General features: G+C 63.3%; 18 protein-coding genes. 11 read left to right on the top strand and 7 right to left on the bottom strand.

From position 1 onward, the window contains the following. Positions 1 to 69: 69 nt before the first annotated feature. Positions 70 to 777, bottom strand: a complete 708-nt coding sequence (locus HOP58_RS14430) for a LysR family transcriptional regulator (RefSeq protein ID WP_234260694.1) — start codon at positions 775 to 777, stop codon at positions 70 to 72. Between the two features lie 102 nt (positions 778 to 879). Here HOP58_RS14430 and HOP58_RS14425 point away from each other — a divergent pair, with 102 nt between their 5' ends. After that, positions 880 to 1,905, top strand: a complete 1,026-nt coding sequence (locus HOP58_RS14425) for a helix-turn-helix domain-containing protein (RefSeq protein WP_234260693.1) — start codon at positions 880 to 882, stop codon at positions 1,903 to 1,905. A gap of 253 nt (positions 1,906 to 2,158) precedes the next feature. Here the strand turns inward: HOP58_RS14425 and HOP58_RS14420 are convergent, their stop codons facing one another. Both HOP58_RS14420 and HOP58_RS14415 read right to left on the bottom strand, forming a co-directional pair. Further along, positions 2,159 to 4,774: an AAA family ATPase gene (locus HOP58_RS14420; RefSeq protein WP_234260692.1), complete on the bottom strand. Its 2,616-nt coding sequence runs from the start codon at positions 4,772 to 4,774 to the stop codon at positions 2,159 to 2,161. 97 nt (positions 4,775 to 4,871) lie between these two features. Then, entirely contained in the window at positions 4,872 to 5,777 is a 906-nt protein-coding gene (locus tag HOP58_RS14415; RefSeq protein ID WP_234260691.1) for a LysR family transcriptional regulator, read from the bottom strand. 105 nt (positions 5,778 to 5,882) lie between these two features. On the opposite strand from HOP58_RS14415, the gene mdlC reads away from it, so the two are divergent. The 3 genes from mdlC (at position 5,883) to HOP58_RS14400 (ending at position 10,114) form a co-directional block, all read left to right on the top strand. Beyond that, positions 5,883 to 7,463 carry a benzoylformate decarboxylase gene (gene mdlC / locus HOP58_RS14410; protein ID WP_234260690.1) on the top strand — a complete coding sequence of 527 codons (1,581 nt, stop codon included), beginning with the start codon at positions 5,883 to 5,885 and terminating at the stop codon, positions 7,461 to 7,463. Between the two features lie 43 nt (positions 7,464 to 7,506). Then, a complete protein-coding gene (locus HOP58_RS14405; protein ID WP_234260689.1) occupies positions 7,507 to 8,532 on the top strand; it encodes a TRAP transporter substrate-binding protein in 1,026 nt (341 codons plus the stop codon). A gap of 130 nt (positions 8,533 to 8,662) precedes the next feature. After that, positions 8,663 to 10,114 carry an aldehyde dehydrogenase gene (locus HOP58_RS14400; protein WP_103969793.1) on the top strand — a complete coding sequence of 484 codons (1,452 nt, stop codon included), beginning with the start codon at positions 8,663 to 8,665 and terminating at the stop codon, positions 10,112 to 10,114. 81 nt (positions 10,115 to 10,195) lie between these two features. On the opposite strand, the gene HOP58_RS14395 is transcribed toward HOP58_RS14400, so the two are convergent. Then, on the bottom strand, positions 10,196 to 10,654 hold the full coding sequence (locus HOP58_RS14395; protein ID WP_010627531.1) for a MarR family transcriptional regulator: 459 nt from the start codon (positions 10,652 to 10,654) through the stop codon (positions 10,196 to 10,198). Between the two features lie 325 nt (positions 10,655 to 10,979). Here HOP58_RS14395 and HOP58_RS14390 point away from each other — a divergent pair, with 325 nt between their 5' ends. From HOP58_RS14390 to HOP58_RS14360, 7 genes are all read left to right on the top strand, one after another. Then, positions 10,980 to 12,818, top strand: coding sequence for a feruloyl-CoA synthase (locus HOP58_RS14390; protein WP_234260688.1), 1,839 nt, complete (start codon positions 10,980 to 10,982; stop codon positions 12,816 to 12,818). Positions 12,819 to 13,178: 360 nt separating this feature from the next. Then, on the top strand, positions 13,179 to 14,180 hold the full coding sequence (locus HOP58_RS14385) for a porin (protein ID WP_234260687.1): 1,002 nt from the start codon (positions 13,179 to 13,181) through the stop codon (positions 14,178 to 14,180). A 222-nt stretch (positions 14,181 to 14,402) separates the two neighbouring features. Then, positions 14,403 to 15,536, top strand: a complete 1,134-nt coding sequence (gene dctP / locus HOP58_RS14380; protein ID WP_234260686.1) for a TRAP transporter substrate-binding protein DctP — start codon at positions 14,403 to 14,405, stop codon at positions 15,534 to 15,536. A gap of 78 nt (positions 15,537 to 15,614) precedes the next feature. Further along, positions 15,615 to 16,133, top strand: a complete 519-nt coding sequence (locus HOP58_RS14375) for a TRAP transporter small permease (protein WP_103969798.1) — start codon at positions 15,615 to 15,617, stop codon at positions 16,131 to 16,133. 4 nt (positions 16,134 to 16,137) lie between these two features. After that, positions 16,138 to 17,436, top strand: a complete 1,299-nt coding sequence (locus HOP58_RS14370) for a TRAP transporter large permease (RefSeq protein ID WP_234251680.1) — start codon at positions 16,138 to 16,140, stop codon at positions 17,434 to 17,436. 116 nt (positions 17,437 to 17,552) lie between these two features. Beyond that, entirely contained in the window at positions 17,553 to 19,127 is a 1,575-nt protein-coding gene (locus HOP58_RS14365; protein WP_234260685.1) for an acyl CoA:acetate/3-ketoacid CoA transferase, read from the top strand. 20 nt (positions 19,128 to 19,147) lie between these two features. Beyond that, positions 19,148 to 20,338 (top strand): thiolase family protein, encoded by a 1,191-nt coding sequence (locus HOP58_RS14360; RefSeq protein WP_234260684.1) that lies wholly within the window; start codon positions 19,148 to 19,150, stop codon positions 20,336 to 20,338. Between the two features lie 31 nt (positions 20,339 to 20,369). Here HOP58_RS14360 and HOP58_RS14355 read toward each other — a convergent pair whose 3' ends face one another. The 3 genes from HOP58_RS14355 to HOP58_RS14345 all read right to left on the bottom strand — a co-directional run bounded on the left by HOP58_RS14355 (position 20,370) and on the right by HOP58_RS14345 (position 23,917). After that, positions 20,370 to 22,154 (bottom strand): acyl-CoA dehydrogenase, encoded by a 1,785-nt coding sequence (locus tag HOP58_RS14355; protein WP_234260683.1) that lies wholly within the window; start codon positions 22,152 to 22,154, stop codon positions 20,370 to 20,372. Between the two features lie 196 nt (positions 22,155 to 22,350). Further along, a complete protein-coding gene (locus HOP58_RS14350; protein ID WP_234260682.1) occupies positions 22,351 to 23,136 on the bottom strand; it encodes a 3-hydroxyacyl-CoA dehydrogenase in 786 nt (261 codons plus the stop codon). Between the two features lie 10 nt (positions 23,137 to 23,146). After that, positions 23,147 to 23,917, bottom strand: coding sequence for a crotonase/enoyl-CoA hydratase family protein (locus tag HOP58_RS14345; RefSeq protein ID WP_234260681.1), 771 nt, complete (start codon positions 23,915 to 23,917; stop codon positions 23,147 to 23,149). Between the last annotated feature and the right edge of the window lie 26 nt (positions 23,918 to 23,943).

The raw sequence follows: 23,943 nt of genomic DNA, 5'->3' as shown, positions 1-23,943 counted from the left end.
CACTTCCAGAAGCTGGAACTGGTCGTCAGCAACGTCAAGTTCCAGGACGGGGAGCAAGTGGTTGATCAATCAGACAGGAATGCGGCCTGATCGCCATCCACCAGATTTGACGATAACTCGTAGAGGTAGTCCCAGAGAGTTCTGTAGAAAAAGCTTTTCAATTTGAGCGTTGTAGCCTGCGCAGCTTTCTGCATGCCCTAGCAGAAGCGGGTACCTCAACACATCTTCGGCACGAATCTGTTCGTAGGCTAGTAACGGATGATCAACAGGCATAGCTACATGCAATGGCTCTGTCCATGCCAGCTCAGTACGCAATCCATGGTTACGGTCGCTACTTTGGCAAAGTCCGCAATCGTAAAGATCATCGCTTAAGCCCTTGACCTGATGAGCAAGCGATACCTCGTCAAAATGGATTCCCAGGTCAGGCTCTTCCAGACGAGTCAGAGCGACCAACGAAGCGAGCCTAGGTGTAGAAATCCCATCCGACAGCGCAATACGCAACCTTCCATCGCAACCTGCCGCTGCGGCACGTATCCCGTCGCGTGCCTGCTCCAAAAGTAAAAAAACCCGCGGGGCCTGCTGAAGCAACGAGGCGCCAGCTGGCGTCAAGCGCGTGCTACGCGTCGTACGAGTGAAAAGTTGTGCACCAACGTCTTCCTCAAGCTCCTTGATCGTCCTCGAAAGAGGAGATTGGTCTATGTGTAGCTTCTCTGCGGCTCGTGTGAAGTGCAATTCATTAGCCACAGCCAGGAAACAGCGCAGGTGTCTAAGCTCCATAACGATGTCCTTTGTCAGCAACCTAGTGCCAAGCTACGTGGGCTTGCGCAGTCTCAGCAATTGTCTAAAATGACAAAATAGATTCCATTTAGGACACTGCTTATGCAATTCGCAATCGCCGTACCGAAAGGGGCTCTTGCTGCCAGCGTTGGCGCTACGCTGGATGTTTTGACGGTGGCAAGCCGCTGTGCATGCGCTCAAGGGAAGCCACCGCTCACGTGGGGAGTGTTTTCTACTCAGAGACAGGTAGCGCTTTCAGCGGGCATGACTCTGCCTGCTCTGCCTCTCGAAGAAGTGAGGAACTTCTCGAATGCGATATTGGTGATTCCAGGCATTGGGCTGGATCATCCAGCACTCAACGCCGAAGCCGATATAGTGGATCGCTTCCGTGATTCTAATATTTGGCAAAGACTGCTTTTGGCAGATGCACATGTGTTCGCAAAGCTGGCACGTGCCCATCATGATGCTGGAGGTGCGGTCGCTGCGTCTTGCTCTGGTGTTTTGCTATTGGCTCAGGCTGGCATTCTCGATAGCCGAACAGTAACAACCCACTGGAGACTCGGCGGATTCTTCCAGAGACACTTTCCTAAGGTGAAAGTCGACACCCGACAGATGCTTATTGATGACAAGAACGTCATCAGCGCCGGTGCTGCTATGGCGCAGATGGACCTCATGCTTTACCTAATCCGTAAGCAGGTGGGGCGTAATATTGCCGATATGGCAATGAAATATTTTCTAATTGACTGCCGTCCCACTCAAGCCCGCTACAGGGTATGGGACCACTTACGGTCGGGTGAAGACGACGTGACTTCCCGTTTCGAAACGCTGATTGAAACTAGCTTGCCGGATGTGCCTACGATCGCTGAGGCAGCAAAAATTTTAAATCTAACCCATCGAACCTTGGCTAGGCGCATCGTTAAAGCAACAGGATCAAGCCCTCAAGTGCTTATCAATACAGTCCGTATGCGTCATGCCCATCGCTTGCTGGCTACCGGTAGTCTCACGCTAGATGAAATTGCATACCGTGTCGGATATGCCAATGTTTCGTCGCTTTGGAAGTTGACACTTAAGATGGAGCAGACAACTCCGGCATCGCTTAAGCGAAAGGTATCGGTCTCGGGTGAGTAACTACCCGTTTGGCAAATAGCTCTGATTTTTGGACCTGCCATTCTTTCATCGCTGCAATCGGTGATTGGTGGTATAAAGGCTTCTGCGGGTTATGAGGGCCGGGGCAGGGCATCACTACCAGCTTCCTGACCAGCGTTGGCACCTCACGCCGCTTGAGCATGCGGTTCGTGCCAGCCTGGGTATGGTTACCGCTCCTTCCGTGAAACAGAAGCGGTAGCTACCATTCAGTAGTGGCCATGGAAGGTGGGACGGCTCACCCCCTGCGCCTTCGGATAGTCTGGAACAAAGTATTAACGGCTTCGATGTCCTGCAGAAGCTCGTCTGGTTGCGTGACAGCTCGCTGCTGGCCAGCTGCATGGGAATGAGCACGTACATTGCGACAACATCTATCATGTAAGCGCTGTACTTCGCGGTACTCTGCTTCCTGCACGATCATAACGCCATTGAGCCGGCCGACCGAGATGCCGTCGCGAAAACGCACTACCGTTTCATTGAGGACTGTATCCTCAATTCCTACCTCTATCGTGACGCGAAGATCATCATAGGCATTTCGGATAGCGAGTCGCTCCTCATCCCCAGGTGGATTGATAAAGTTTTCTGCAATTCGCTGATGGTCGGCACGATGTTGTGTAATGCGATCACGGTGCTTGCGCATGTCATAAGGCAATCCGGCATCAATGTAGCCAGGTCCTTCTGCACGGTAACTTATTGATTTTACGTTTGGTGTTAGCTGAGCGTCTGTGCCAAGCGTGATCAGCTCTCCAAAGAAGACCGCATCGTGTGTGAAAACAATGACTTGTCGGTTGGCGGCCTCCTCAATGATCCGTCGCGCGACGGCGGTCCGGTGGTTGTGGTCAAGGCTCGAAACCGGGTCGTCAAGTACAATCCCGGAAGAAGAGCCCGACTGGTGGAGTTCTGCAAAGAAGTACGCGAGCGAGCATATGCGTTGCTCTGCCTCACTTAGCACGAGATGCGGATCGAGCTGACTTGCATGGAGCAGGATTCCAAGTCGTACCGACCCTGCATCACCAGTGGAACTGATTCCGGCTCGAATGTGGTAAAGATCCAGCTTCCTAAGTTCTTCATTCATCCTGCTGGCCAGCGCTTCACTGACGTACTTCTTGGCGAGTTGGCCTGCAAATAAGCTAATTGGGCGGGAGTTGCCGATATCTGCAAGGCAGCTCTGAAGCTTCGCTTTGTGGGCGAGATTATCGACCACCTGAGCAATGCTCTCAATATGCTCAGAAAGTAGTCTCCGAGCTTCCAACTCCTTCAGGCGAAGTCGTTTGGCCGTAAGTGCTTCCGCATTGAGGTTGGCGCGCAATGCGGCCGCCTCGGCGCGTAAGATATTCGCGATTTGCTGGATCGAAGCAGTCGGATTCGCGCTGCGATACGCTGGTCTGTTCTGCCATTCCCCAGTCTCAATGGCGGTTCTGAGCCACTGAAGGCGGGAGACCAAGTCTTCCCGGAAGGTCCGAATGTCGTCCGGCAGCGTCGCTATGCGACCACCCAAGCTATCCGACATGACTTGAGAAACGGTGAAGGTGACGGTCGCTTGGCCGACGTCTCTTACGATCTGTTGCCAGGCGTTGCGCGCGGCCTGAGCGGCTTCGGCCGCTGTGTCCCGGACATAGCGATCGAAGCGGTGCAAGCGATCTTTCGCTTCTGGCGTCAACTCCTGCTGACAAAGCAGACATACCGCACCATTGTCGGTGACCGGAAAGGCTTGTCCAGGATACGCGATGCTAGTCGAGTATTCTCGGGCGGCGTTGAATAGAAGCGCCCAAGCGCCTTGGCCAGTTCCGGGAAGCAACGGTGCGGCATCTTCCGCCTGCAGAAAGGCAGATGCAGCACTCTCGGCCGTCTCGGCTTCCAACAGCCTTTGATGTGCCGTCCTTGCGGCGTCGATCGAGTCATTGGAGACAGTATTTGCGGCAGCGGTAATGTTGTTGGCAAGGTTCTCGACATTCGTCGCGGCGTTGTCCAGAAGTGTTGCTTTGACTGTGGGGTCTGCCTCGTTGATCTCTTTAGGTAAGCACGTTAGTTCTGCTTGCTCCTCTTGAGTAAGCGTGCCTAGTGCGCGCGCCTGTTCCAAATTCATGGTGGAGCTGATCGGATGAATTGCTTGGCCGGCCTCGGTGTCGGCGGGAATGATGTTGAAAGGTGTAACATCTACAGCAAGCCCTGCGATTTCTGCCTCAAGTCGTGGGCGTAGCGCCTGGTTGATGCCGTTAGCCAGCTGCTTGAGGTAGGTGAGGGCGATCGGCTGAAAGCTGGCCGCTTCCCGTGCCTGAAGATAATGGCGCGCGCAGTCGCCATCGAAGACGGAGATGGCCCTCAGTTCGGTGCGCGGAACATGGCTGCGTTGACCGCTCCAGAACTCTTGTTCGGAAGTGTCATCCACTTCGAAGTCGATGGTGGCGCTCGGCGTAAGCTTCTGAAAATCAGGGTCATAGGCGTTGGCGTAGACTGTGCCTGGGCTCCTTGCTCGGCACGCCTGCTTTAGCACGCGCGCATAGCCAGACTTACCGGTGCCGTTACCACCGTACACGATGGTGAGCCCATGTGGCTGGAACTCCAGAATTTGGTCGCTCGGTATTTTTCCAACGTTAAGAAGCGTATGTAGTGACGTGAGAGCGACAGTCCTGTCCTGATTCGCCTCGGCAGGAAAATGGTCTGCGGTGAACCGGATCGGCTGCGGAGTAGGCTCGATCTCGCTGCTGATTCCGTGGTGCTGCTTAGCGAGATCAAGGATCTCGTCCAGGTCTGCTTCGGTCCAGCCTCCCTGAACACAAAGGCGTCGCAAAGCATCTTGACGCCATGGCGGCAGCCTATCCGCCCATGGAAGCACTTCCTCGTATATAGCCATACCAAGCTCCGTATCCACAGAGGGTCAGCATACGGTTTAGCGCGCGATCAGACCAATTGTTGCATCCGGTTGGCCCGATCCAGCGGATTAGCTTGCCTCACCCCACCCGCACCCTCTCCCCAATCGCCTCAATAATGCTCTCGCAAAACCAGCGCTGTGACGGGGAGCGGCTGGCCTGTGCCTGCCAGTGCAGCGCGACCTCGAACCCGGGCACGTGAAAGGGCAGTTCGTGGATGGTCAGCGGTGTCTCTTCGGTGAAGCTGGCGGCGACCTGCAGCGGCATGATCGCGACCAGGTCGCTGTCGTGCAGCACCTTCGGCAGCACCGAGAAGTGCGGTATCTCCAGGCTCACCTTGCGCTGGATGTCGTGCTGACGCATCACTTCTTCGGCAAGGCCGTGCCCGGAGGAGGAGGTGACGGCGACGTGGCGGGCGGCGATAAAGCGCTCTCGCGTCAGGGGGCCTTCTCCGAAGCGTTCCTGGTTGAGCAGGCACACGTAGCGATCCCTCAAGAGTACGTGGCGCGCAATCGCGGCACCGGTCAGCGGCCGGCTGCAGATCAGCGCGTTGACCCTGCCGGCGGCGAGCCACTCCTCGGCGTGTTCGATCTCCAGTGGTACCACTTCCAGCTCGGCCTGGGGCGCCTGCTCGTGCAGGCGGCGCATCAGCTTCGGCAGCAGTGCCATTTCACCCAGGTCGGTCAATGCCAGGCGGAAGCGTCGCGTGCAGGTGGCGGGCTCGAAGTCGCGGCTGCTCTCGATGGCATCCTGAAGCTGCTGCAGGGCGTCGCGCAGGGCAGGGTAGAGCTGGCGAGCGGCAATGGTGGGTTCCATGCCTTGGCGGGTGCGCACGAACAGGCGGTCCTCGAAGAGCTCGCGCAGCCGGGCCAGCGCATAGCTGACCGAGGGTTGGGTGACATAGAGACGCTCGGCCGTGTGGGTGACGCTACCGGTCTCGTAGAGCAGCACGAAGGTGCGCATGAGGTTGAGGTCGATCTGATTCATCACATAGATGGCTTTTATTTTTGATAGAAAAAGTATCGATTTGCTTGATTGTAGCAGGCGCGACTAGCGTGAAGGCACGCACCGAACAAGGACAAGGAATCAAGCATGCCGAGCGTTCACGCTGTCACCTATTCGCTCCTGCGTCATCAAGGAATCACCACCGTTTTCGGCAACCCTGGCTCCAATGAGCTGCCTTTTCTCAAGGGCTTTCCCGAGGATTTTCGCTATGTGCTGGGGCTGCACGAAGGTGTGGTGGCGGGGATGGCTGACGGCTATGCGCTGGCCAGCGGCCGACCCGCGTTCATCAACCTGCACGCCGCGGCGGGCACCGGCAATGCCATGGGGGCGCTGACAAACGCCTGGTACTCCCACTCGCCGCTGGTGATCACCGCCGGGCAGCAGGCGCGCTCGATGATCGGCGTGGAGTCGATGCTGGCCAACGTGGATGCCCCGCAACTGCCGAAGCCGCTGGTGAAGTGGAGCTACGAGCCGGCCTGCCCCGAAGACGTGCCCCGGGCGCTGAGCCAGGCCATTCATAGCGCCTCGCTGCCGCCACGGGGGCCGGTCTATGTCTCGATCCCCCACGACGACTGGGATCGCGAAGCGGGTGATGACGCGGCACTGGTCATAGAGCGCGAGATCGCCCACGCCGGAGTGCCATCATTAGAGCAGCTCAAGCGCCTGGCGCAGCGGCTCAATGCTGCCGAGAACCCGGTGCTGATACTGGGGCCGGAGGTCGATGCGCGCCAGGCCAACGGTCTGGCCGTGGAGCTGGCCGAGCGACTATGCCTGCCGGTTTGGGTAGCGCCTTCCGCCTCGCGCTGTCCGTTTCCCAATCGACACCCGTGCTTCCGCGGCGTGCTGCCGGCGGCCATTGCCGGCATTACCGCCCACCTGGAAGGGCACGATCTGATCGTGGTGGTCGGTGCGCCGGTGTTCCGCTATCACAAGTACGCACCCGGGCGTTATCTGCCCGAAGGGGCGGGCCTGGTGCATGTCACCGGCGATGCCAACGAGGCGGCTCGTGCTCCCATGGGCAATGCCCTGGTGGGCGACGTTCACGCCACACTTGAAGCGCTGCTGCCGCGCATCGAACAGAGCGCACGGGCCATGCCCGAAACGCTGCCCAGGCCGGCAGCAGTGGAAGACGGCGAGGGGCGCCTGGCCCCGGCCAACGTGTTCGACACCCTGGATGCGCTAGCGCCGGAAGACGCCATCTACGTCAAGGAGTCGACCTCGACGGTGGAGATTTTCTGGGAGCGCGTAGGCATGCGTGAGCCCGGCAGCTACTTCTTCCCGGCCGCGGGCGGGCTCGGTTTCGGCCTGCCGGCGGCGCTCGGTGTGCAGCTCGCCCAGCCCCGGCGTCAGGTCATCGGCGTGATTGGCGACGGCTCGGCCAGCTACGCCATCACCGCGCTGTGGAGCGCCGCTCAGTATCGCATTCCGGCGGTGCTGATCATCCTCAAGAACGGTACCTACGGCGCCCTGCGCGGCTTCGCTCAGCATATGAAGGTCGACGACGCCCCGGGGCTCGACGTGCCGGACATCGACTTCTGCGCCCTGGCCCGCGGCTACGGAGTCGAGGCACGTCTGGCCGATACCCACGAGGCTTTGGTCCAAGCGCTGCAAGAAGGCTTTGCGCTGGATCGCCCGCTGCTGATCGAGGTGCCGACCCTGCCCTCCTGATCTCGCATCACATCACCACTACAACGATAAGAGAGGACACACCATGAAACACGCCATCTCCCGCAGCCTGCTCGCCGCCTGTGCGGCGGGCATCGTCGTCAGCGCCCACGCCGATACTCTGCGCATGTCCCACTTCTGGCCGGCCAACTCCGACGTCAACAAGGAGATATTCGAGGCCTGGGCCAAGCACGTCGAGGAAGCCACCGGCGGCGAGCTGACCGTCGAGAACTACCCCTCCCAGACCCTGAGTCGCTCCGAGCAGGCCTACCAGGGTACGGTGAATGGCATCTCGGATATTGCCATCACCATGCAGGGCTATACCGCTGGCCGCTTCCCGCTGTCGGAGATCGTCCAGCTGCCGGGGGTTTCCGGCAGCGCTCCCCAGGGTGGCTGCATTCTGCAGACGCTGTACGACGAGGGTCACATCGCCGACGAGTACGACGACGTGAAGGTGCTCTACCTGTTCACCACCGGCCCCGCTTATCTGCACACCCGGGGCCATGCCATCGAGACGCCCGATGACCTGCGCGGCCTGCGCATCCGTCGTCCCAGCGACGTGGCCGGGGAGATCCTCGAGCGTCTGGGGGCCAATCCCGTGGGCATGCCGGCGCCGGACATCTACACCTCGCTGCAGCGCGGCGTGATGGATGGCCTGAGCTTCCCCTGGCAGGCGATGAAGACCTTCGGCATCAACGAGCTGGCCGATCATCATCTCGAGGTGCCTTACTACACCGGCGTGGCGGTGGCAGTCATGAATCATGCGAGCTACGAGCGTCTTTCGCCGGAGCAGCAGGCTGCCATCGACGAGGTCAGCGGCATGGCCTGGACCCGTCGGGCCGGCGAGGTGTATGCGCGGCTGGATCGAGAGGGGCGCGAGGAGGCCGAGGCTCAGGGCGGCACCATCAACACGGTGGAAGACCCCTTGAACGATCCTGAGTGGTCGGGTCCGCTCAACGAGGGAACGGAGGCCTACCTGGTTCGCCTCGAGCAGCGCGGTATCGACAATGCGCGCGAGGTCTACCAGCGGGCGCTCGAACTGCGTGACGAGTGCCCCGTGGAACCAGATTGAGTGCGCGACTAAAGTCCCAACCCGATACGGGAAAAGTCCAAGTAATCCCGCTGATATTGCCTTATGCAGCCGTTGGCTTCGGGGAGAATGAGAAGCGGGCAATGCTGAAAACAACGCAACGGAGTGACCCATGACGACCCTCGGATTGCTGATCGGCGGCCAGGCCAAGGCTGCCTCTGGAGAAGGAACGTTCGAACGTCGCAACCCTTTCACCGGTGAGGTGGCGACCACGGCGGCGGCGGCTTCGGTGGAGGATGCCAAGGCGGCGGCGGATGCCGCGGGCCGCGCCTTCGCGACCTGGTCGCAAACGGGCCCCGGCGAGCGGCGTGGCAAGCTGCTCAAGGCGGCGGAGCTGATGGAAGCGCGCCAGGCGGAGTTCATCGAGCGCATGGTGAACGAGACCGGCGCCACGCCGGGCTGGGCCGGCTTCAACGTGATGGTGGCTGCCGGCATGCTGCGCGAGGCGGCATCGCTGACCACCCAGATCCAGGGCGACGTGATCCCTTCCAACGTACCCGACAACCTGGCCATGGGCATCCGCGTGCCCTGCGGCGTGGTGGTGGGTATCGCGCCGTGGAACGCGCCGATCATCCTCGGTACCCGCGCCGTGGCCACACCGCTGGCGTGCGGCAACACGGTGATCCTCAAGGCCTCGGAGCAGTGCCCGGCGACCCACCACCTGATCGGCGAGGTGCTGGTGGAGGCCGGCCTCGGTGAGGGCGTGGTCAACGTGGTCACCAATGCGCCCCACGAGGCCCCGCAGATCGTCGAGACGTTGATCGCCCACCCCGAGGTGGCGCGCATCAACTTCACCGGCTCAACCGGGGTGGGGCGGATCATCGCCGAGAAGGCCGCACACCATCTCAAGCCGGTGCTGCTGGAGCTGGGCGGCAAGGCGCCGTTCCTGGTGCTGGACGACGCCGATCTGGATGCCGCGGTGGATGCGGCGATCTTCGGTGCTTTCTTCAACCAGGGACAGATCTGCATGTCCACCGAGCGGCTGATCGTCGACGCCTCGGTGGCCGATGCCTTCGTCGACAAGCTGGCCACCCGCGCCGCGGCGCTCAAGGTCGGCGATCCGCGCGGCGAGGGCAACGCTCTGGGCACCCTGATCAACGCCGAGTCGGGGCAGAAGCTCAATGCGCTGCTCGACGATGCCGAGAGCCACGGTGCGCGCCTGGCCGCCGGCGGCCGGGCCGACGGGGTGATCATGCCGGCCACGGTGGTGGATGGCGTGACCCCGGCCATGCGTCTCTACAGCGAGGAGTCGTTCGGGCCGGTGGTGGCGGTGATCCGCGTCGATGGCGAGGAGGAGGCGATTCGCATCGCCAACGACAGCGAGTATGGCCTCTCGGCGGCGGTGTTCAGCCGCGACACGGCGCGGGCGATGAAGGTGGCCGGCAAGATCCGCTCGGGCATCTGCCATATCAATGCGCCAACGGTACACGACGAGCCGCAGATGCCTTTCGGTGGCACCAAGGCCAGCGGTTACGGGCGCTTCGGCGGCAAGGCGGGCATCGAGGAGTTCACCGAGCTGCGCTGGATTACGGTGCAATTGGGCCCACGACACTATCCCATTTAGGCTCGCCCGAAAACTGGCTGCGCTCGATCATACTGCGTGGGGGCGGTTGTTGCCGCCCCCATGCTTTTCCGGCGACGGGCTTCAGTTGCCCTTGCGGTGATCGATGATACGGTCGAGCAGGTCGAGCAGCCATTCGCGCTCGCCCTCTTTCATGAACTTGTCGAAGCGGTCTTCGCCCGCCGAGACCTTGCGGTTGAGCCGCTCGGTGAACTCCTTGCCCTTTTCGGTCAGGTAGAGCGCATAGGAGCGGCGGTCGTTCTTCGACTTGCGCCGCTCCACCACTTCCATGCTCTCCAGCTTGTCGATGGCCGCCACCATGGCGGAGCGGTCCACGTTCAGGGCCGTGGAAACCGCCGACTGGGTCAAGCCAGGGTTGTGGTAGATGATGGCGAGGATGCTGAACAGTCCGGGCGTGATGCCCTCCTGCGCACAGGCCTCGAAGAAGACGTCGAAGTAGACGAGCTGCGCCCGGCGTAGCTTGTAGCCGAGGCGGGATTGCAGCATGGAGTAGTCGATTCCGTTCTGGTCGTCGTTGCTCATGAATATGTGGGTCCTGACCTAGGGTGAGCCACGCGGGCGGAGCAGTGAATAGCCTATCGGATAGCAGCTGGCGGGGCTGCCTGGGTACCAACTTTAGTCGTATCCAAGCGTGATGGGCATCGCCCGATGTGCCGCATATCTTTTTGATATTCTTTGGTTTTCCTCGCCTGCTGCTGGCATTCCCAAGCATAATGTTATGGTGGTTAAATGTTTGACTATCCAACAATTTAAAAAAATACTGGACCCATGTTACCAAGGCTCCCAGGCCGAGGGTAGCGAATGCCCCTTTCGACCCCTGACAACGATCACAACAGCAGGAGCGCCCATGCTTCACCCCTTTCGCGATGTTCACCTGGGCACTGCCACTGCCCGACTGGTCTCGCGCGATGACGGCACCCAACTGCTCAGCATCGAGGAACCTCTTGGCGACTATCCCGCTACGCTGCTCGAGTGTCTGGAGCGCTGGGCCCGCGAGGCGCCGGAGAGAACCTTCGTGGCGCGCCGCGACGCAAGTGGCGAGTGGCAGCGCCTGAGCTATGCCGACACCCTGAGCCGCGTGCGCTGCCTGGCCCAGGCGCTGCTCGATCACGAGCTGAGCGTCGAGCGGCCGCTGGTCATCCTCAGCGGCAACTCCATCGAGCACCTGCTGCTGGCCCTGGCGGCCATGTACGTGGGCGTGCCGTTCGCTCCCATCTCGCCGGCCTATTCGCTGGTCAGCCGCGACTACGCCAAGCTGCGCCATATCGTCGAGCTGCTGACCCCCGGCCTGCTGCTGGTCGACAAGGCCAAGGATTTCGCGCCGGCGCTGGCGGCGGTGCAGCCGGCCGACTGCGGTTGCGTGGCGGTGGATACCACCGGCTTTCCCGGCATCGATGCCTTCGAGTCGCTGCTGGATACGCCCCCCACCGAGGCGGTGGAGGCGGCCCGCGCGGCGGTCACTCCCGATACCATCGTCAAGTTTCTGTTCACCTCGGGTTCCACCGGCATGCCCAAGGGGGTGATCAATACGCACCGCATGCTCTGTTCCAACCAGGAGATGCTGGCGTCGCTGATGCCCTTCATGCGCGACGAGCCGCCGGTGCTGGTGGACTGGCTGCCGTGGAACCACACCTTCGGCGGCAACCACAACGTCGGCATCGTGCTCTACAACGGCGGCAGCCTCTATATCGACGACGGCCGCCCGGTGCCGGGGGAGTTCGAGAAAACCATCGCCAACCTGCGCGAGATCGCGCCCACGGTGTACTTCAACGTGCCCAAGGGCTTCGAGATCCTGGTGGATTACCTGAAGCGCGAGGATGCCCTGCGCGAGACCTTCTTCTCGCGGCTCAATCTGATGTTCTTCGCCGCCGCGGGGCTCTCCCAGCACATCTGGGACGAGCTCGACCGGCTGGCCGTCCAGACCCTGGGCTGCAAGGTGGGCATGCTCACGGGGCTGGGCGCCACCGAGACTGCGCCCTCGGCCATGTTCGCTTCGCTGGAGGAGTCCAAGTCGGGCGTGGTGGGCCTGCCGGCCCGCGGTGTGACGATCAAGCTGGTGCCCAACAGCGGCAAGCTGGAGTGCCGGGTGAAGGGGCCCAGCGTGATGCCGGGCTACTGGCGCCAGCCGGAGCTCACCGCCAAGAGCTTCGACGAGGAGGGTTTCTACTGCCTGGGCGATGCGGTCAAGTTCATCGACCCGGACGACCCCCAGCGCGGCATGCGCTTCGACGGTCGCATCTCCGAGGACTTCAAGCTCGATACGGGCACCTGGGTCAGCGTCGGGCCACTGCGGGCGCGCATCATCGAAGCCGGTGCCCCCCACGTGAAGGACGTGGTGATTGCCGGCATCGACAAGCCCTATATCTCGGTCATGGTGTTCCCGGATCTGGAGAAGTGCCGCGAGCTGGCGGGGCTGGACCGCGAGGTCGATGCCGCCACGGTGCTGGCAAGCGAGCCGGTGCGCGAGCGCTTCCGGCAGATGCTGCGCGACCTGGACGCTCACAGCACCGGCAGCTCCACCCGGGTGCGGCGGCTGGTGCTGCTCGACGAGCCGCCGCGGCTGGATGCCCATGAGATCACCGACAAGGGCTCGATCAACCAGCGTGCGGTACTCGATAACCGGGCCGCCATCGTCGACGAGCTGTATCGCGAGCCACCGCCGCCGAGCGTCCTGCAGCTCGGCTGAGGCCGATATCACGTGCCTCGATTCCGCTGAGCTCTCCTGTAGAGCAACACCGGCTGCATGTCTGACGCCCCGTCCTGGAAGCCGGGGCGTTCCTCGTTCTGGTAAGCGAGCACCTCGTTTCAGCATCTACGGCATTCGACTTTAGCAAGGGAGAGCGTGTGAGCGATTGCCGATACACACCCTGAAAAACCCTGCAACTCTTTGTATGAATTGTATTTTTCCATTCGTCAATATTGTTCGTTATGCGGACGATATGTTGATATAAACATTGTGTTTGACAACAATTTGTTTGTTGGAAAGTATTGTTGTGCAGCGTTTGAGCGCGCTGCTCGCCAACAAGACACACAATGGGAACACACAATGACAACGCTCCAACGACTGACCTTGACGCCTCTCGCTTTCGCCCTGGCCGCTGCGGTTTCCGGCCAGGCCCTGGCCGACACCCACCACAGCGGCCCCACCTTCTCCGGCAACGTGACCGGCGGCGTACTCGACGTAAGCGACCGCGACCTCGATCTCTGGGCCTTCCGGGCCGAGGCCGGCGTAGGTGGGGTGTACACCGTCAATCCCAGCCTGCGCATCCGCTACGACCTGGTGGCCGACTTCGCCAATGCCATCAACTCCGTGGACGAGCAGACCTGGACGCCGGGCGCCCACCGTCAGGACGACGGCGAGATCTACCTCCGCACCGCCCGCGTGCTGCTGCTGACCGACTTCGGTAGCTTCGGCTTCCAGCCCCGCGTGCCCTCCGGCTTCTGGCACCAGATCTACAACAACATCGACACCTTCGAGTACAACCGCTTCCATGCCCAGACCGGGCAGAACGCCATCTTCGGCCAGGCCGAGCAGGGCAGCGACGTGCTCTCCTACGGCACACCGGTATTTGGTGGCGGCTTCCAGTTCATTGGTGCCGTACTCACTACCAATGCGCAGAATGACCAGGACTTCGATGTCTATACCGGGCGCCTGATCTATAACCAAGGGCCGCTCAACTTCGGCATCGGCCATACCCAGGTGCGCCGCCCGGGCATCGACAACCTGCACCGCACTTCCTTCGGCATCGGCTACGACTTCGGCATGGTGCAGTTGGGCGGGGTCTACGAGCACAACGACGACCGCGAGGACAGCGGTGCCGCTTCCGACTTCGATGCCTGGGGCGTGAACGTCTCGGCCAATCTGAGCGATGCCTGGTCGGTCTCTCTGGGCTACGCCGAGAACAACCGCAACTTCGATCTCGACAACGACGCCTGGGTGGGTGTCGTGCGCCACCACTTCAACGACAAGGTCTACGGCTTCCTCGAAGCGGGCCGCTACGACCGCACCGACAACAACGTGGCGGCGGGCCTCAGCGTCAGCTTCTGAAGGTAGTGCACTCTGTGTCCGACTAGCTTGCTTTCGGCCCGGCGAGAACGCGACTCGCCGGGCCTTTTATCGATTCCCGTCTCGAGAGGTCGTAGGTCAAGCGCACTTAGACCAAGGTCGGGTATCGAGAGGGGTTGATGAGTGGACTATAATCAGCTCAAAGATAGATGATAAGAACCATTGTTTAACATACAAACAAATATAACCCATCTGGAGACACCCATGACGAATCACACGCTGCTCAAGACCGCTGCCATTGCCGTCACCGTCGGAAGTCTGGCGCTCGCCAGCCATGCCCAGGCCCGTGAGCTGCGCATGGCGCCAGGGGTGCCGCCCGCTCATCCCGCCTACAACCCGATGTTCACCCAGTTCGCCGAGCGCCTGGAGGAGAAGACGAACGGTGAGCTGAGGGGCAATCTGCTGGGCACCGAGGTGGCCAACATCGGCAACATGCGCAACGCCATCCGCAGCGGCCTGGTGGAGGCGGGGCTGTTCCTGCCGGCCTATTTCCCGGCCGACCTTCCCGAGATCAACCTGGTCGGCGACATGGCCTTCCTAGGCACCACGCCCCATGCCATGGCGGCGGCAGTCACGGAATATATCGTCACCTGTGCGGAATGTCAGGAAGAGCTCAAGGCGCTGGGTATCGTCTACACCAGCTCGCATGCCTCGGATCTCTATCGCATCCTGAGCACCAAGCCGGTGCGTTCCCTCGCCGATCTGCGCGGCCTGCGCATGCGCGTCGGCGGCCCGCAGTACTCGCGCTGGGCCGAATCGGTCGGCCTGACACCGGCGACCATGTCGGTGGGCGAGACCTACGAGTCGCTCTCCCAGGGTGTGATCGAGGGCACCATCGCCTCCATCGCCGACATCATCTCCTTCCGCCTCGACGACGTGCTCAATTACGTGACCGACGTCGAGCTGGGCACCTTCCACAGCACCATCTCCCACGCCGTCGGCCAGCAGGCATGGGACAGCCTGACAGAGGAACAGCGTGAAGCGATGATCCACGCTTCCGTCGAGGCGAGCGCCGCCATCACCCAGCGCTGGGGTTACGAGATGGCCGAGGAGGCGCGCGAAATTGCCAAGGAGAGCGGCATCGAGATTCTCGAGCCCGAGCAGGATCTTCTCGATGCCATTCCGGCCTTTATCGAAGAGGACCTGGTCTACGCCGCGGAGCAGGCCGAAAGGCGTCACGGTGTGCAAGACGCCGAGGCCAAGATCGAGCGCTTCCAGGCGCTGGTCGACAAGTGGACCGAGATGGTCGAAGAGATCGGCGACGATCACGAGGCCATTGCCGAGGCCATGAAGCGTGAAATCTTTAGTGACGTCGACTTCGCCACCTACGGCAGCTGAGTAGGTCGTGTACCCCACGAATGGCCGGCCTTCGGGCCGGCATTCGTGCAGTGTTTTCCTTGATGTAGGAGACGCCCCATGGCTGTGTTATATCGCCTGACCAACCTCGCCGCTGTCGGCTTGGCGCTGCTGGGCACTTTGGGGATTCTGCTGATGGTGGTGCACATCACGCTCGATGTGGTGCTGCGCTCGACGCTGTCGATCTCCATTCCCGCCACGCTGGAACTGGTGACCCGCTACTACCTGATCACCCTGGCATTGCTGCCGCTGGGCTGGGTCGAGTGGCGCCGCAACATGATCAGCGTCGAAGCGCTGGAAGGCCTGATGGGCCCCAGGCTGATCCGCATTTCCGACGTTCTGGTATCGCTGCTCTCGGCGGCCATCTACGCCACGCTGGCCGTGGCTACCTGGGGCAAGGCCATGGAGCAGTACCAGATCGGCGCCTACGTCATGTCACTCAACGTGCCGATGCCCGTCTGGCCGACCTATTTCGTACTGCCCGTGGCCTTTGCGCTGGCTGCATTGGTCTGCCTGGTCAGGCTGCCGCTGCTGGCGACGGGAACGACGTACGATTCTCCCGCGCAAGAGGAAAGGTAATTTCATGTCCGTTGCGACCGGTTTCTATGGATTGATTATCCTCCTTGTCCTGCTGGCGCTTCGCGTGCCGGTTGCGCTTGCCCTGGTGTCGGTCTCATTGGGCGGCATGACCATGATGTTCGGCTGGAACACCGCCATCGGCATGCTCTCCTCGACGCCCTATGAGTTCATCGCCAAGTGGACGCTCAGTGCGGTACCCATGTTCCTGCTGATGGGCTTCGTCTGCTACCACGCCGGGCTGACCAACGGCCTGTTCAATGCAGCCAAGGTGGTGTTCCGCTGGCTGCCGGGCGGCGTGGCCATCTCCAGCATCTTTGCCAGCTCCGGCTTTGCCGCGGTGAGCGGTTCCAGCGTCGCCTGCTCGGCGGCCATGGGGCGCATCGCGATTCCCGAGATGGTGAAGGGCGGCTACAAGCCCAGCTTCGCCTGCGGCACCATTGCCGCGGGTGGCACCATCGGGGCGCTGATTCCCCCCAGCATCCTGATGATCGTCTACGGCGTGTTCGCCCAGGTCTCGATCACCCAGGTGTTCCTGGGCGGCATCACCATCGGCCTGCTGACCGCGGTGAGCTACTGCATCGTGATCCTGGTGGTGAGCTGGTTGCGCCCCGACATCGTGCCCCGGGAGGCCGTTGGCGCCCGCGAGGTGTCTCCGCGTCAGGCGCTGCTCGATATCTGGCCGGTGCTGGCGCTCGGGGTGCTGGTGTTCGGCGGGCTTTTCTCCGGCTTCTTCACCGCCACCGAGGCCGGTGCCGTCGGCGCTGCCGGGGCGATTCTTATCGGCCTGGTGCTGCGGCGGCTGAATGGCAGGGCCATGAAGGCGGCGCTGCTCGAGACGCTCTCCACCACCTCGGCGCTGCTGATCATCGGCGTCGGTGCCAGCATGTTCACCATGTTCCTGAGCCTGAGCGGTGTGGCCGGCTACATCACCGGTGCCGTCAGCGGCTGGGACCCCACCTATCTGGAACTGATGCTGGTGGTGGTGTTGATCTATCTCTTCCTCGGGCTGTTCATGGAGCCGTTCGGCGCCATGCTGGTGACCCTGCCCGTGCTGCTGCCGATCTTCGAGCTGTATGACGTCAGCCTGATCTGGTTCGGCGTGCTGCTGGTCAAGCTGCTGGAGATCGGCATGATCACGCCGCCGGTGGGCATGAACATCTTCGTGATCAAGGGCGTGGCCGGACAGTACGCCTCGCTGATGGACATCTTCCGCGGCGTTTCGACCTTCCTGGTGGCCGACATCCTGGTGGTGGCCCTGGTGATCTTCTATCCCCAGATCGTGCTGGTGTTGACCAGCGGCTGACGGGAGCGCCCCGCTAGCCGGGGCGTTCGAGTGGGAGATCCATGAGTCAGTATGTTTGTTGATTCAACAATATATAGCGCCATGCTATTGGTGTTTCCGCAAGAGGGCCGACAAGAGTGAAGCCGACAAGTGTGAACAAGATCATCGACAGCGCTACCGCGGCGAACCTGATCCAGGACGGCGATACGGTCATCTGGACCACCGCCGGCCTGTGCGGCTTCGCCGAAGCCGTGGCCACGGCCCTGGAGCAGCGCTTCCTCGAGACCGGGGCGCCCCGCAACCTCACCGTGGCGCACAGCTGCGGCTGCGGCGACGGCAAGAGCCGCGGCATGAACCACCTCGGCCACGCCGGCCTGATCAGGCGCTTGATCAGCGGCCACACCGGCCAGGCGCCGCGCATGGGCGAGCTGATTCGCGAGAACCGCGTCGAGGGCTACCTGCTTCCCCAGGGCGTGCTGGCGCACCTGTGGCGCCATATCGCCGGCAAGAAGCCCGGCGTGCTCAGCAAGGTGGGGCTCGGCACCTTCGTCGACCCGCGCCTGGAGGGGGGCAAGGCCAATAGCGCCGCCGAGGAGGATCTGGTCAAGCTGGTCGAGCTGGAAGGCGAGGAGTGGCTGCTCTATCGCACCTTCCCGGTGGATGTGGCAGTGATTCGCGCCACCACCGCCGACGAGCGCGGCAACCTGAGCATGGAGCGCGAGGCGCTGTTCCTCGAGCAGCTCTCCATGGCCCAGGCGGCCAGGAACTGCGGCGGCATCGTCATCGCCCAGGTGGAGTACCTGGCCACCCAGGGCAGCCTGCACCCCAAGCAGGTCAAGGTGCCGGGCGACCTGGTCGACTACGTGGTAGTGGCCGAGCCCGCGCACCACATGCAGACCATCACCACCACCTACAACCCGGCCCTGGCCGGCGATCTCAAGGTGCCGCTGGGCGGCATCAAGCCGCTGCCGCTGGACCCGCGCAAGGTGATCGCCCGGCGCGCCGCCATGGAGCTGGTGCCGGGCGGGGTGGTCAACCTCGGCATCGGCATGCCGGAAGGGGTCTCCAGCGTGGCGGCGGAAGAGGGCGTCAGCGACCTGATGACGCTGACCACCGAACTCGGCACCTACGGCGGCGTGCCGGCCAGCGGCGGCGATTTCGCCACCGCCTACAACGCCGAGGCGATCATCGATCACGGCTATCAGTTCGACTTCTACGACGGCGGCGGCCTGGCCGTGTGCTTCCTGGGGCTGGCCCAGACCGACCACGAGGGCAACCTCAACGTCAGCAAGTTCGGCGACAAGGTGGTGGGGCCGGGCGGCTTCATCAACATCAGCCAGAACGCTCGCAAGGTGGTGTTCTGCGGCACCTTCACCAACGGCGGCAAGGTGGCGGTCGAGGGCGGCAGCCTGCGGATTCTCGAGGAGGGGCCGCGGCGCAAGTTCGTCCAGCGCGTCGATCAGATCACCTTCAGCGGTCGCTACGCCCATGAGACCGGCAAGCCGGTGCTGTTCGTCACCGAGCGCTGCGTGTTCGAGCTGCTCGACGGCGAGATCACCCTGACCGAAATCGCCCCCGGGCTGGACGTCGAGCGCGACATCCTGGCGGCCATGGACTTCGTGCCGCGCATCGCCAGCGAGCTGCGCGAGATGCCGGCGGAGCTCTTCCAGCCCCAGTGGGGCGGCCTGCGCGCGCACCTGACCCGCGACTGAACAGCATTTGGAGATCGGACATGTTCAAGAACGCCTACATCCCCTACGGCGGCTACTACACCACCCCTTTCTGCAAGTGGATGGGCAGCCTGGCCAACGTCAACTCCATCGAGCTGGGTGCGGCCACCAGCAAGCGCTGGTTCGCCGCCCGCGAGATCGATCCCACGCTCATCGACTATCTCTATCTGGGGGTGTCAGTGGGGCAGAAGTCGATCTTCTACGGCGCGCCCTGGGCCGCGGCCATGATGGGCGCCGGCCAGGCCCCGGGGCAGAACATCACCCAGGCCTGTGCGACCGCAACTACTGCGGTATTCAATGCCGCCCTGGCGGTGGACTCCGGTAGCTTCGACACCACCTACTGCCTGCTGGCCGACCGGCCCTCCAACGGCCCGCACACCATCTGGCCCAACCCCAACGGGCCGGGCGGCGAGGTGATCGCCGAGAACTGGAACATGGACAACATCGCCGCCGACCCGGCCACCGGCAAGGACATGCTGACCACCGCCGAGAACGTGGCACGGGAGCACGGCTTCAGCCGTGAGCAGGCAGACGAGCTGACCCTGCGGCGCTACGAGCAGTACGCCGAGGCCCTGGCCAACGAGCGCGCCTTCCAGAAGCGCTACATGTTCCCGGTGGAGGTGGCGGTCTCGCGCAAGGAGACCAAGCTCGTCGAGGCCGACGAAGGGGTCACCGCGACCTCCGCCGAGGGACTCGCCAAGCTGCGCAGCGTGCAGCCGGACGGTATCCATACCTACGGGGCCCAGACCCACCCGGCCGATGCCAACGCCGGCATTCTGGTCACCACCCACGAGCGGGCCGTCGAGCTCAGCCGCGACCCGCAGATGGCGGTGCAGGTGGTGGCTTACGGCCATGCCCGCACCAAGCCGGCACACATGCCGATGGCGCCGGCCACTTCGGTCAAGCGCGCGCTCGACCGGGCGGGCCTGACGATCGATCAGATCAAGACGATCAAGAATCACACGCCCTTCATCGCCAACGACCTGCACCTGTCCAAGGCGCTGGGGCTAGATGCCCACACCTTCAACAACTACGGCACCTCGCTGGTCTACGGCCACCCCCAGGCGCCGACCCTGGCGCGGCTGCTGATCGAAGCCATCGAGGAGACCGCACTCAAGGGCGGCGGCTACGCCCTGGTGACCGGCTGCGCCGCCGGCGACTCCGCCGCGGCGCTGATCGTCAAGGTGGGGTAAGGCTGGTGGGGAGAGGGCCTAGGGCCCTCTCTCAAAGTCCTTTCTCGGAAAAGCGGCTCAGCACCGCGCCGGCATGGCGCAGCGTGTGACCGTGGGCGCGGGCCTGGGGTGCCTGGGTGGCCAGGTAGAAACGGGCCAATTCGCTCAGCCCCGTCAGGTAGTCGAGGTCGCCGTCGCCTGCTGCGCGGCGGGCCTCGGCGGCCAGCGCCAGGCGGGCCATCTGCCAGGCGCCGCAGGCGATGCCGAGCAGGTGCAGCAAGGGCACGGCACCGGCATAGAGCTCAGCGGTGTCGGCCTTGTGGGCCAGCAGCCAGTCGGCGCTCTTGTCGAGCAGGGTGGCCTGGTCGTGGAGCGGCTGCGCCAGGTCGCCGAGGTTGGCATCAGATTCGAGCCGAGCGGCCGTCTCGTGGATATCCGCAATCAGCTCGCGCAGGGTGGCGGCGTCCTCACGCAGGATCTTGCGCCCCAGCAGGTCGTTGGCCTGGATGCCGGTGGTGCCCTCGTAGATGGTGATGACGCGGGCGTCGCGGAACAGCTGGGCCACCCCGGTCTCCTCGACGAAGCCCATGCCGCCGAAGACCTGGATCGCCTCGTCGCAGAGGTCGTTACCCACCTCGGTGCACCAGCCCTTGGCCACCGGCATCAGCAGATCGACGTAGCGGCGGTACTTGTCGGCGACTTCGGCCTCGGGGTGGTGACGGGCGAGGTCGAACCAGCCGGCGGCGCTGTAGAGCAGGCCGCGCGTGGCCATCAGCCGGGCGCGCATCGACACCAGCATGCGCTTGACGTCGGGGTGGACGATGATGGGCTGGCCGACTTCGCCGCTGACGATATCGCGCCCCTGCACACGCTCCCGGGCGTAGGCGAGGGCGGCCTGATAGGCGCGCTCGCCCAGCGCCAGGCCCTGGATGCCCACGTTGAAACGGGCCTCGTTCATCATCACGAACATGGTGGCCAGGCCCTGGTGCGGTGCGCCGACCAGATAGCCCAGGGCGCCGCCGTCGTCGCCGTAGCTGAGGGTGCAGGTGGGGCTGCCGTGGATGCCCATCTTGTGCTCGATGGCGATGCAGCGGATGTCGTTGCGCTGTCCCGGCTCGCCCCGTTCGTCGAGCAGATACTTGGGCACCAGGAACAGCGACAGCCCCTTCACCCCCGGCGGGGCGTCGGGCAACCGGGCCAGCACCAGGTGCACGATGTTGGGGGTGAGCTCGTGCTCGCCGTAGGAGATGAAGATCTTCTGGCCGAACAGGCGGTAGGCGTCATCGCCCTCGGGCTCGGCGCGCATGCGCGTGGCGGCCAGGTCGGAGCCGGCCTGGGGCTCGGTGAGGTTCATGGTGGCGGCCCACTCGCCGCTGACGATCTTGTCGAGCCAGGTGGCTTTTTGTGCCTCGCTGGCGGCGATGGTCAGCGCCTCGGTCTGGCCCACGTTGAGCTGGGGCAGCATGGCGAAGGCCATGTTGGCCGAGAACCACATCTCCCACACCGGGGTGGAGACCAGCTTGGGCAGGCCCTGGCCGCCATGCTCCGGCGGCAGCGAGAGGCCGATCCAGCCGGCCTCGCGGAACTGGTCGTAGGCCGCCTGCCAGCCCGCGGGAGTGACCACTCGCTCGCCTTCCAGGCGGCAGCCCTGCTGGTCGCCGACCGGGTTGAGCGGGGCGAGCACGCCGGCGGCGAACTTGCCGGCCTCCTCCAGCACGGCGCTGACCAGATCCGGCGAGGCGTCCTCGCAGCCGGGCAGCTCGCCGATCTGCTCGAGACCGGCCAGCTCCTCGAGGATGAACTGCATATCGCGCAGCGGTGCCTGGTAATCGAGCATGCGATGGACGTTCCTCGTTGCTGGCCGGACGTAGATAGGGTCTGGATCTGGTGGGGGTGGGCTATCCCGGTGGGCAGGCCTTCGCGAAGGCGCTGTGAACCCTTCCCTGGGCGCTACTTTTGCCATCCATGGCAAAAGACCTTCGCTACGACCTGCCCGCCGGCGCCCACCGAGAACGGTGCCGAAGAAGGGGCTTTTACCTCGGAGCCATACGGATCGCCCCATCTACTCGAATGGTCTCGCCGTTGAGCATGGGGTTGTCGACGATATGGCAGGCCAGGCGCGCGAATTCGTCGGGCTCGCCCAGGCGGTTGGGGAAGGGGATGGACGCGGCCAGGGATTGCTGCGCCTCTTCCGGCAGCGCCTCCATCAGCGGGGTCCTGAACAGTCCCGGGGCGATGGTCATGACGCGGACACCGTGGCGGGCCATCTCCCGGGCGATGGGCAGAGTCATGGCGACGATGCCGCCCTTGGAGGCTGCATAGGCTGGCTGGCCGATCTGGCCGTCGAAGGCCGCCACCGAGGCGGTGTTGACGATTACTCCGCGCTCGCCGTCGGCCTGGGGCTCGCCCTTGGCCATGGCGGCGGCGGCCAGGCGCAGCATGTTGAAGGTACCCAACAGGTTGATATTGACGATGCGGGCGAAGGCTTCCAGCGGCAGCGGCTCGCCGTGACGATCGACCACCTTGGCGGGATCGCCGACCCCGGCGCAGTTGATCAGCCCGTGCAGGCCGCCGAAGGTGTCCACGGCCAGCGCTACCACGGCCTGGGCATCGGCCTCGCTGGTAACGTCGGTGCGGCGGAACAGCGCGCGGTCGGTGGCGCTCCTGGCGTTCAGCTCGCCCGCCAGCGCTTCGCCGCGCTCGGCATTGAGATCGGCGATCACCACGTTGCCGCCGGCATCGTGCAGGGCGCGGGCGGTGGCTTCTCCCAGCCCCGAGGCGCCGCCGGTGACGATGAAGGTGTTGTCCTGAAACTTCATGGTGTTCTCCTCAGGTGCGCGGGCCCTGGCCTTTCTTGGTAAAGAAACTGCCGATACGTTCGGCCACCTCGGGGCTGGTCTGGGTCAGAGCGGCGGTCAGCGATTCCACGAACAGGCCGTCGTCGCTGGCCATGTTGTCGATGCGCGAGATGGCGGAGACCATGGCCCAGTTGGCCATGGGCGCGTTCTCGGCGATGCGCTCGGCCAGCTGGCGGGCCTTGTCGAGGCTCTCGCCGTTACCGACCACGTAGTGGGAGAGGCCGAGGCGCTGCCCTTCGTCGGCGTCCATGACGCGGCCGGTGAGCATCATTTCGCACATGCGACCGGGCCCGATGATGTTGGAGACCCGCACCGAGGCGCCGCCGCCGACGAAGATGCCGTGACGCCCTTCCGGCAGCTGATAGACGGTGCTGGATTCGGCGACCCGCACATGGGTGGCGGTGGCCAGCTCCAGGCCGCCGCCGATGACGGCGCCCTGCATGGCGGTCACCACCGGCAGGCCGCCGTTCTGCAGGCGATCGAAGATGCGGTGCCAGCCGCGAGAGTGCTGCACCACCCCGAAGGGGTCGCGATGCTGGTGTTCGGCGAGGTCCAGACCGGCGCAGAAGTGCTTGCCCTCGGCGGCCAGGATGATGACCCGCGCCTCTTGCGGCGTGGCCACCAGGGCCTCTTCCAGGGCGCTGAGCAGACGGTCGCTGACGGCATTACGCTTCTCCGGGCGCGCCAGGGTGATGGTGTAGATGGTGTCGTCCAGAGTCGTCTTGACGAGCGTTTCGGTCATGTGGGCCTCGGCAATAATCGTCAAGC

Source organism: Halomonas sp. MCCC 1A11062, from assembly GCF_021404355.1.
GTDB lineage: Bacteria > Pseudomonadota > Gammaproteobacteria > Pseudomonadales > Halomonadaceae > Halomonas > Halomonas aerodenitrificans.
Note: the sequence above shows the minus strand (reverse complement) of the source record. Positions and strands in the feature narration are given on the sequence as shown.

Coding starts and splice junctions, on each gene's coding strand:
- HOP58_RS14430 (WP_234260694.1), bottom strand. CDS start 777: ATGGAGCTTAGACACCTGCGCTGTTTCCTGGCTGTGGCTAATGAATTG.
- HOP58_RS14425 (WP_234260693.1), top strand. CDS start 880: ATGCAATTCGCAATCGCCGTACCGAAAGGGGCTCTTGCTGCCAGCGTT.
- HOP58_RS14420 (WP_234260692.1), bottom strand. CDS start 4,774: ATGGCTATATACGAGGAAGTGCTTCCATGGGCGGATAGGCTGCCGCCA.
- HOP58_RS14415 (WP_234260691.1), bottom strand. CDS start 5,777: ATGAATCAGATCGACCTCAACCTCATGCGCACCTTCGTGCTGCTCTAC.
- mdlC (WP_234260690.1), top strand. CDS start 5,883: ATGCCGAGCGTTCACGCTGTCACCTATTCGCTCCTGCGTCATCAAGGA.
- HOP58_RS14405 (WP_234260689.1), top strand. CDS start 7,507: ATGAAACACGCCATCTCCCGCAGCCTGCTCGCCGCCTGTGCGGCGGGC.
- HOP58_RS14400 (WP_103969793.1), top strand. CDS start 8,663: ATGACGACCCTCGGATTGCTGATCGGCGGCCAGGCCAAGGCTGCCTCT.
- HOP58_RS14395 (WP_010627531.1), bottom strand. CDS start 10,654: ATGAGCAACGACGACCAGAACGGAATCGACTACTCCATGCTGCAATCC.
- HOP58_RS14390 (WP_234260688.1), top strand. CDS start 10,980: ATGCTTCACCCCTTTCGCGATGTTCACCTGGGCACTGCCACTGCCCGA.
- HOP58_RS14385 (WP_234260687.1), top strand. CDS start 13,179: ATGACAACGCTCCAACGACTGACCTTGACGCCTCTCGCTTTCGCCCTG.
- dctP (WP_234260686.1), top strand. CDS start 14,403: ATGACGAATCACACGCTGCTCAAGACCGCTGCCATTGCCGTCACCGTC.
- HOP58_RS14375 (WP_103969798.1), top strand. CDS start 15,615: ATGGCTGTGTTATATCGCCTGACCAACCTCGCCGCTGTCGGCTTGGCG.
- HOP58_RS14370 (WP_234251680.1), top strand. CDS start 16,138: ATGTCCGTTGCGACCGGTTTCTATGGATTGATTATCCTCCTTGTCCTG.
- HOP58_RS14360 (WP_234260684.1), top strand. CDS start 19,148: ATGTTCAAGAACGCCTACATCCCCTACGGCGGCTACTACACCACCCCT.
- HOP58_RS14355 (WP_234260683.1), bottom strand. CDS start 22,154: ATGCTCGATTACCAGGCACCGCTGCGCGATATGCAGTTCATCCTCGAG.
- HOP58_RS14350 (WP_234260682.1), bottom strand. CDS start 23,136: ATGAAGTTTCAGGACAACACCTTCATCGTCACCGGCGGCGCCTCGGGG.
- HOP58_RS14345 (WP_234260681.1), bottom strand. CDS start 23,917: ATGACCGAAACGCTCGTCAAGACGACTCTGGACGACACCATCTACACC.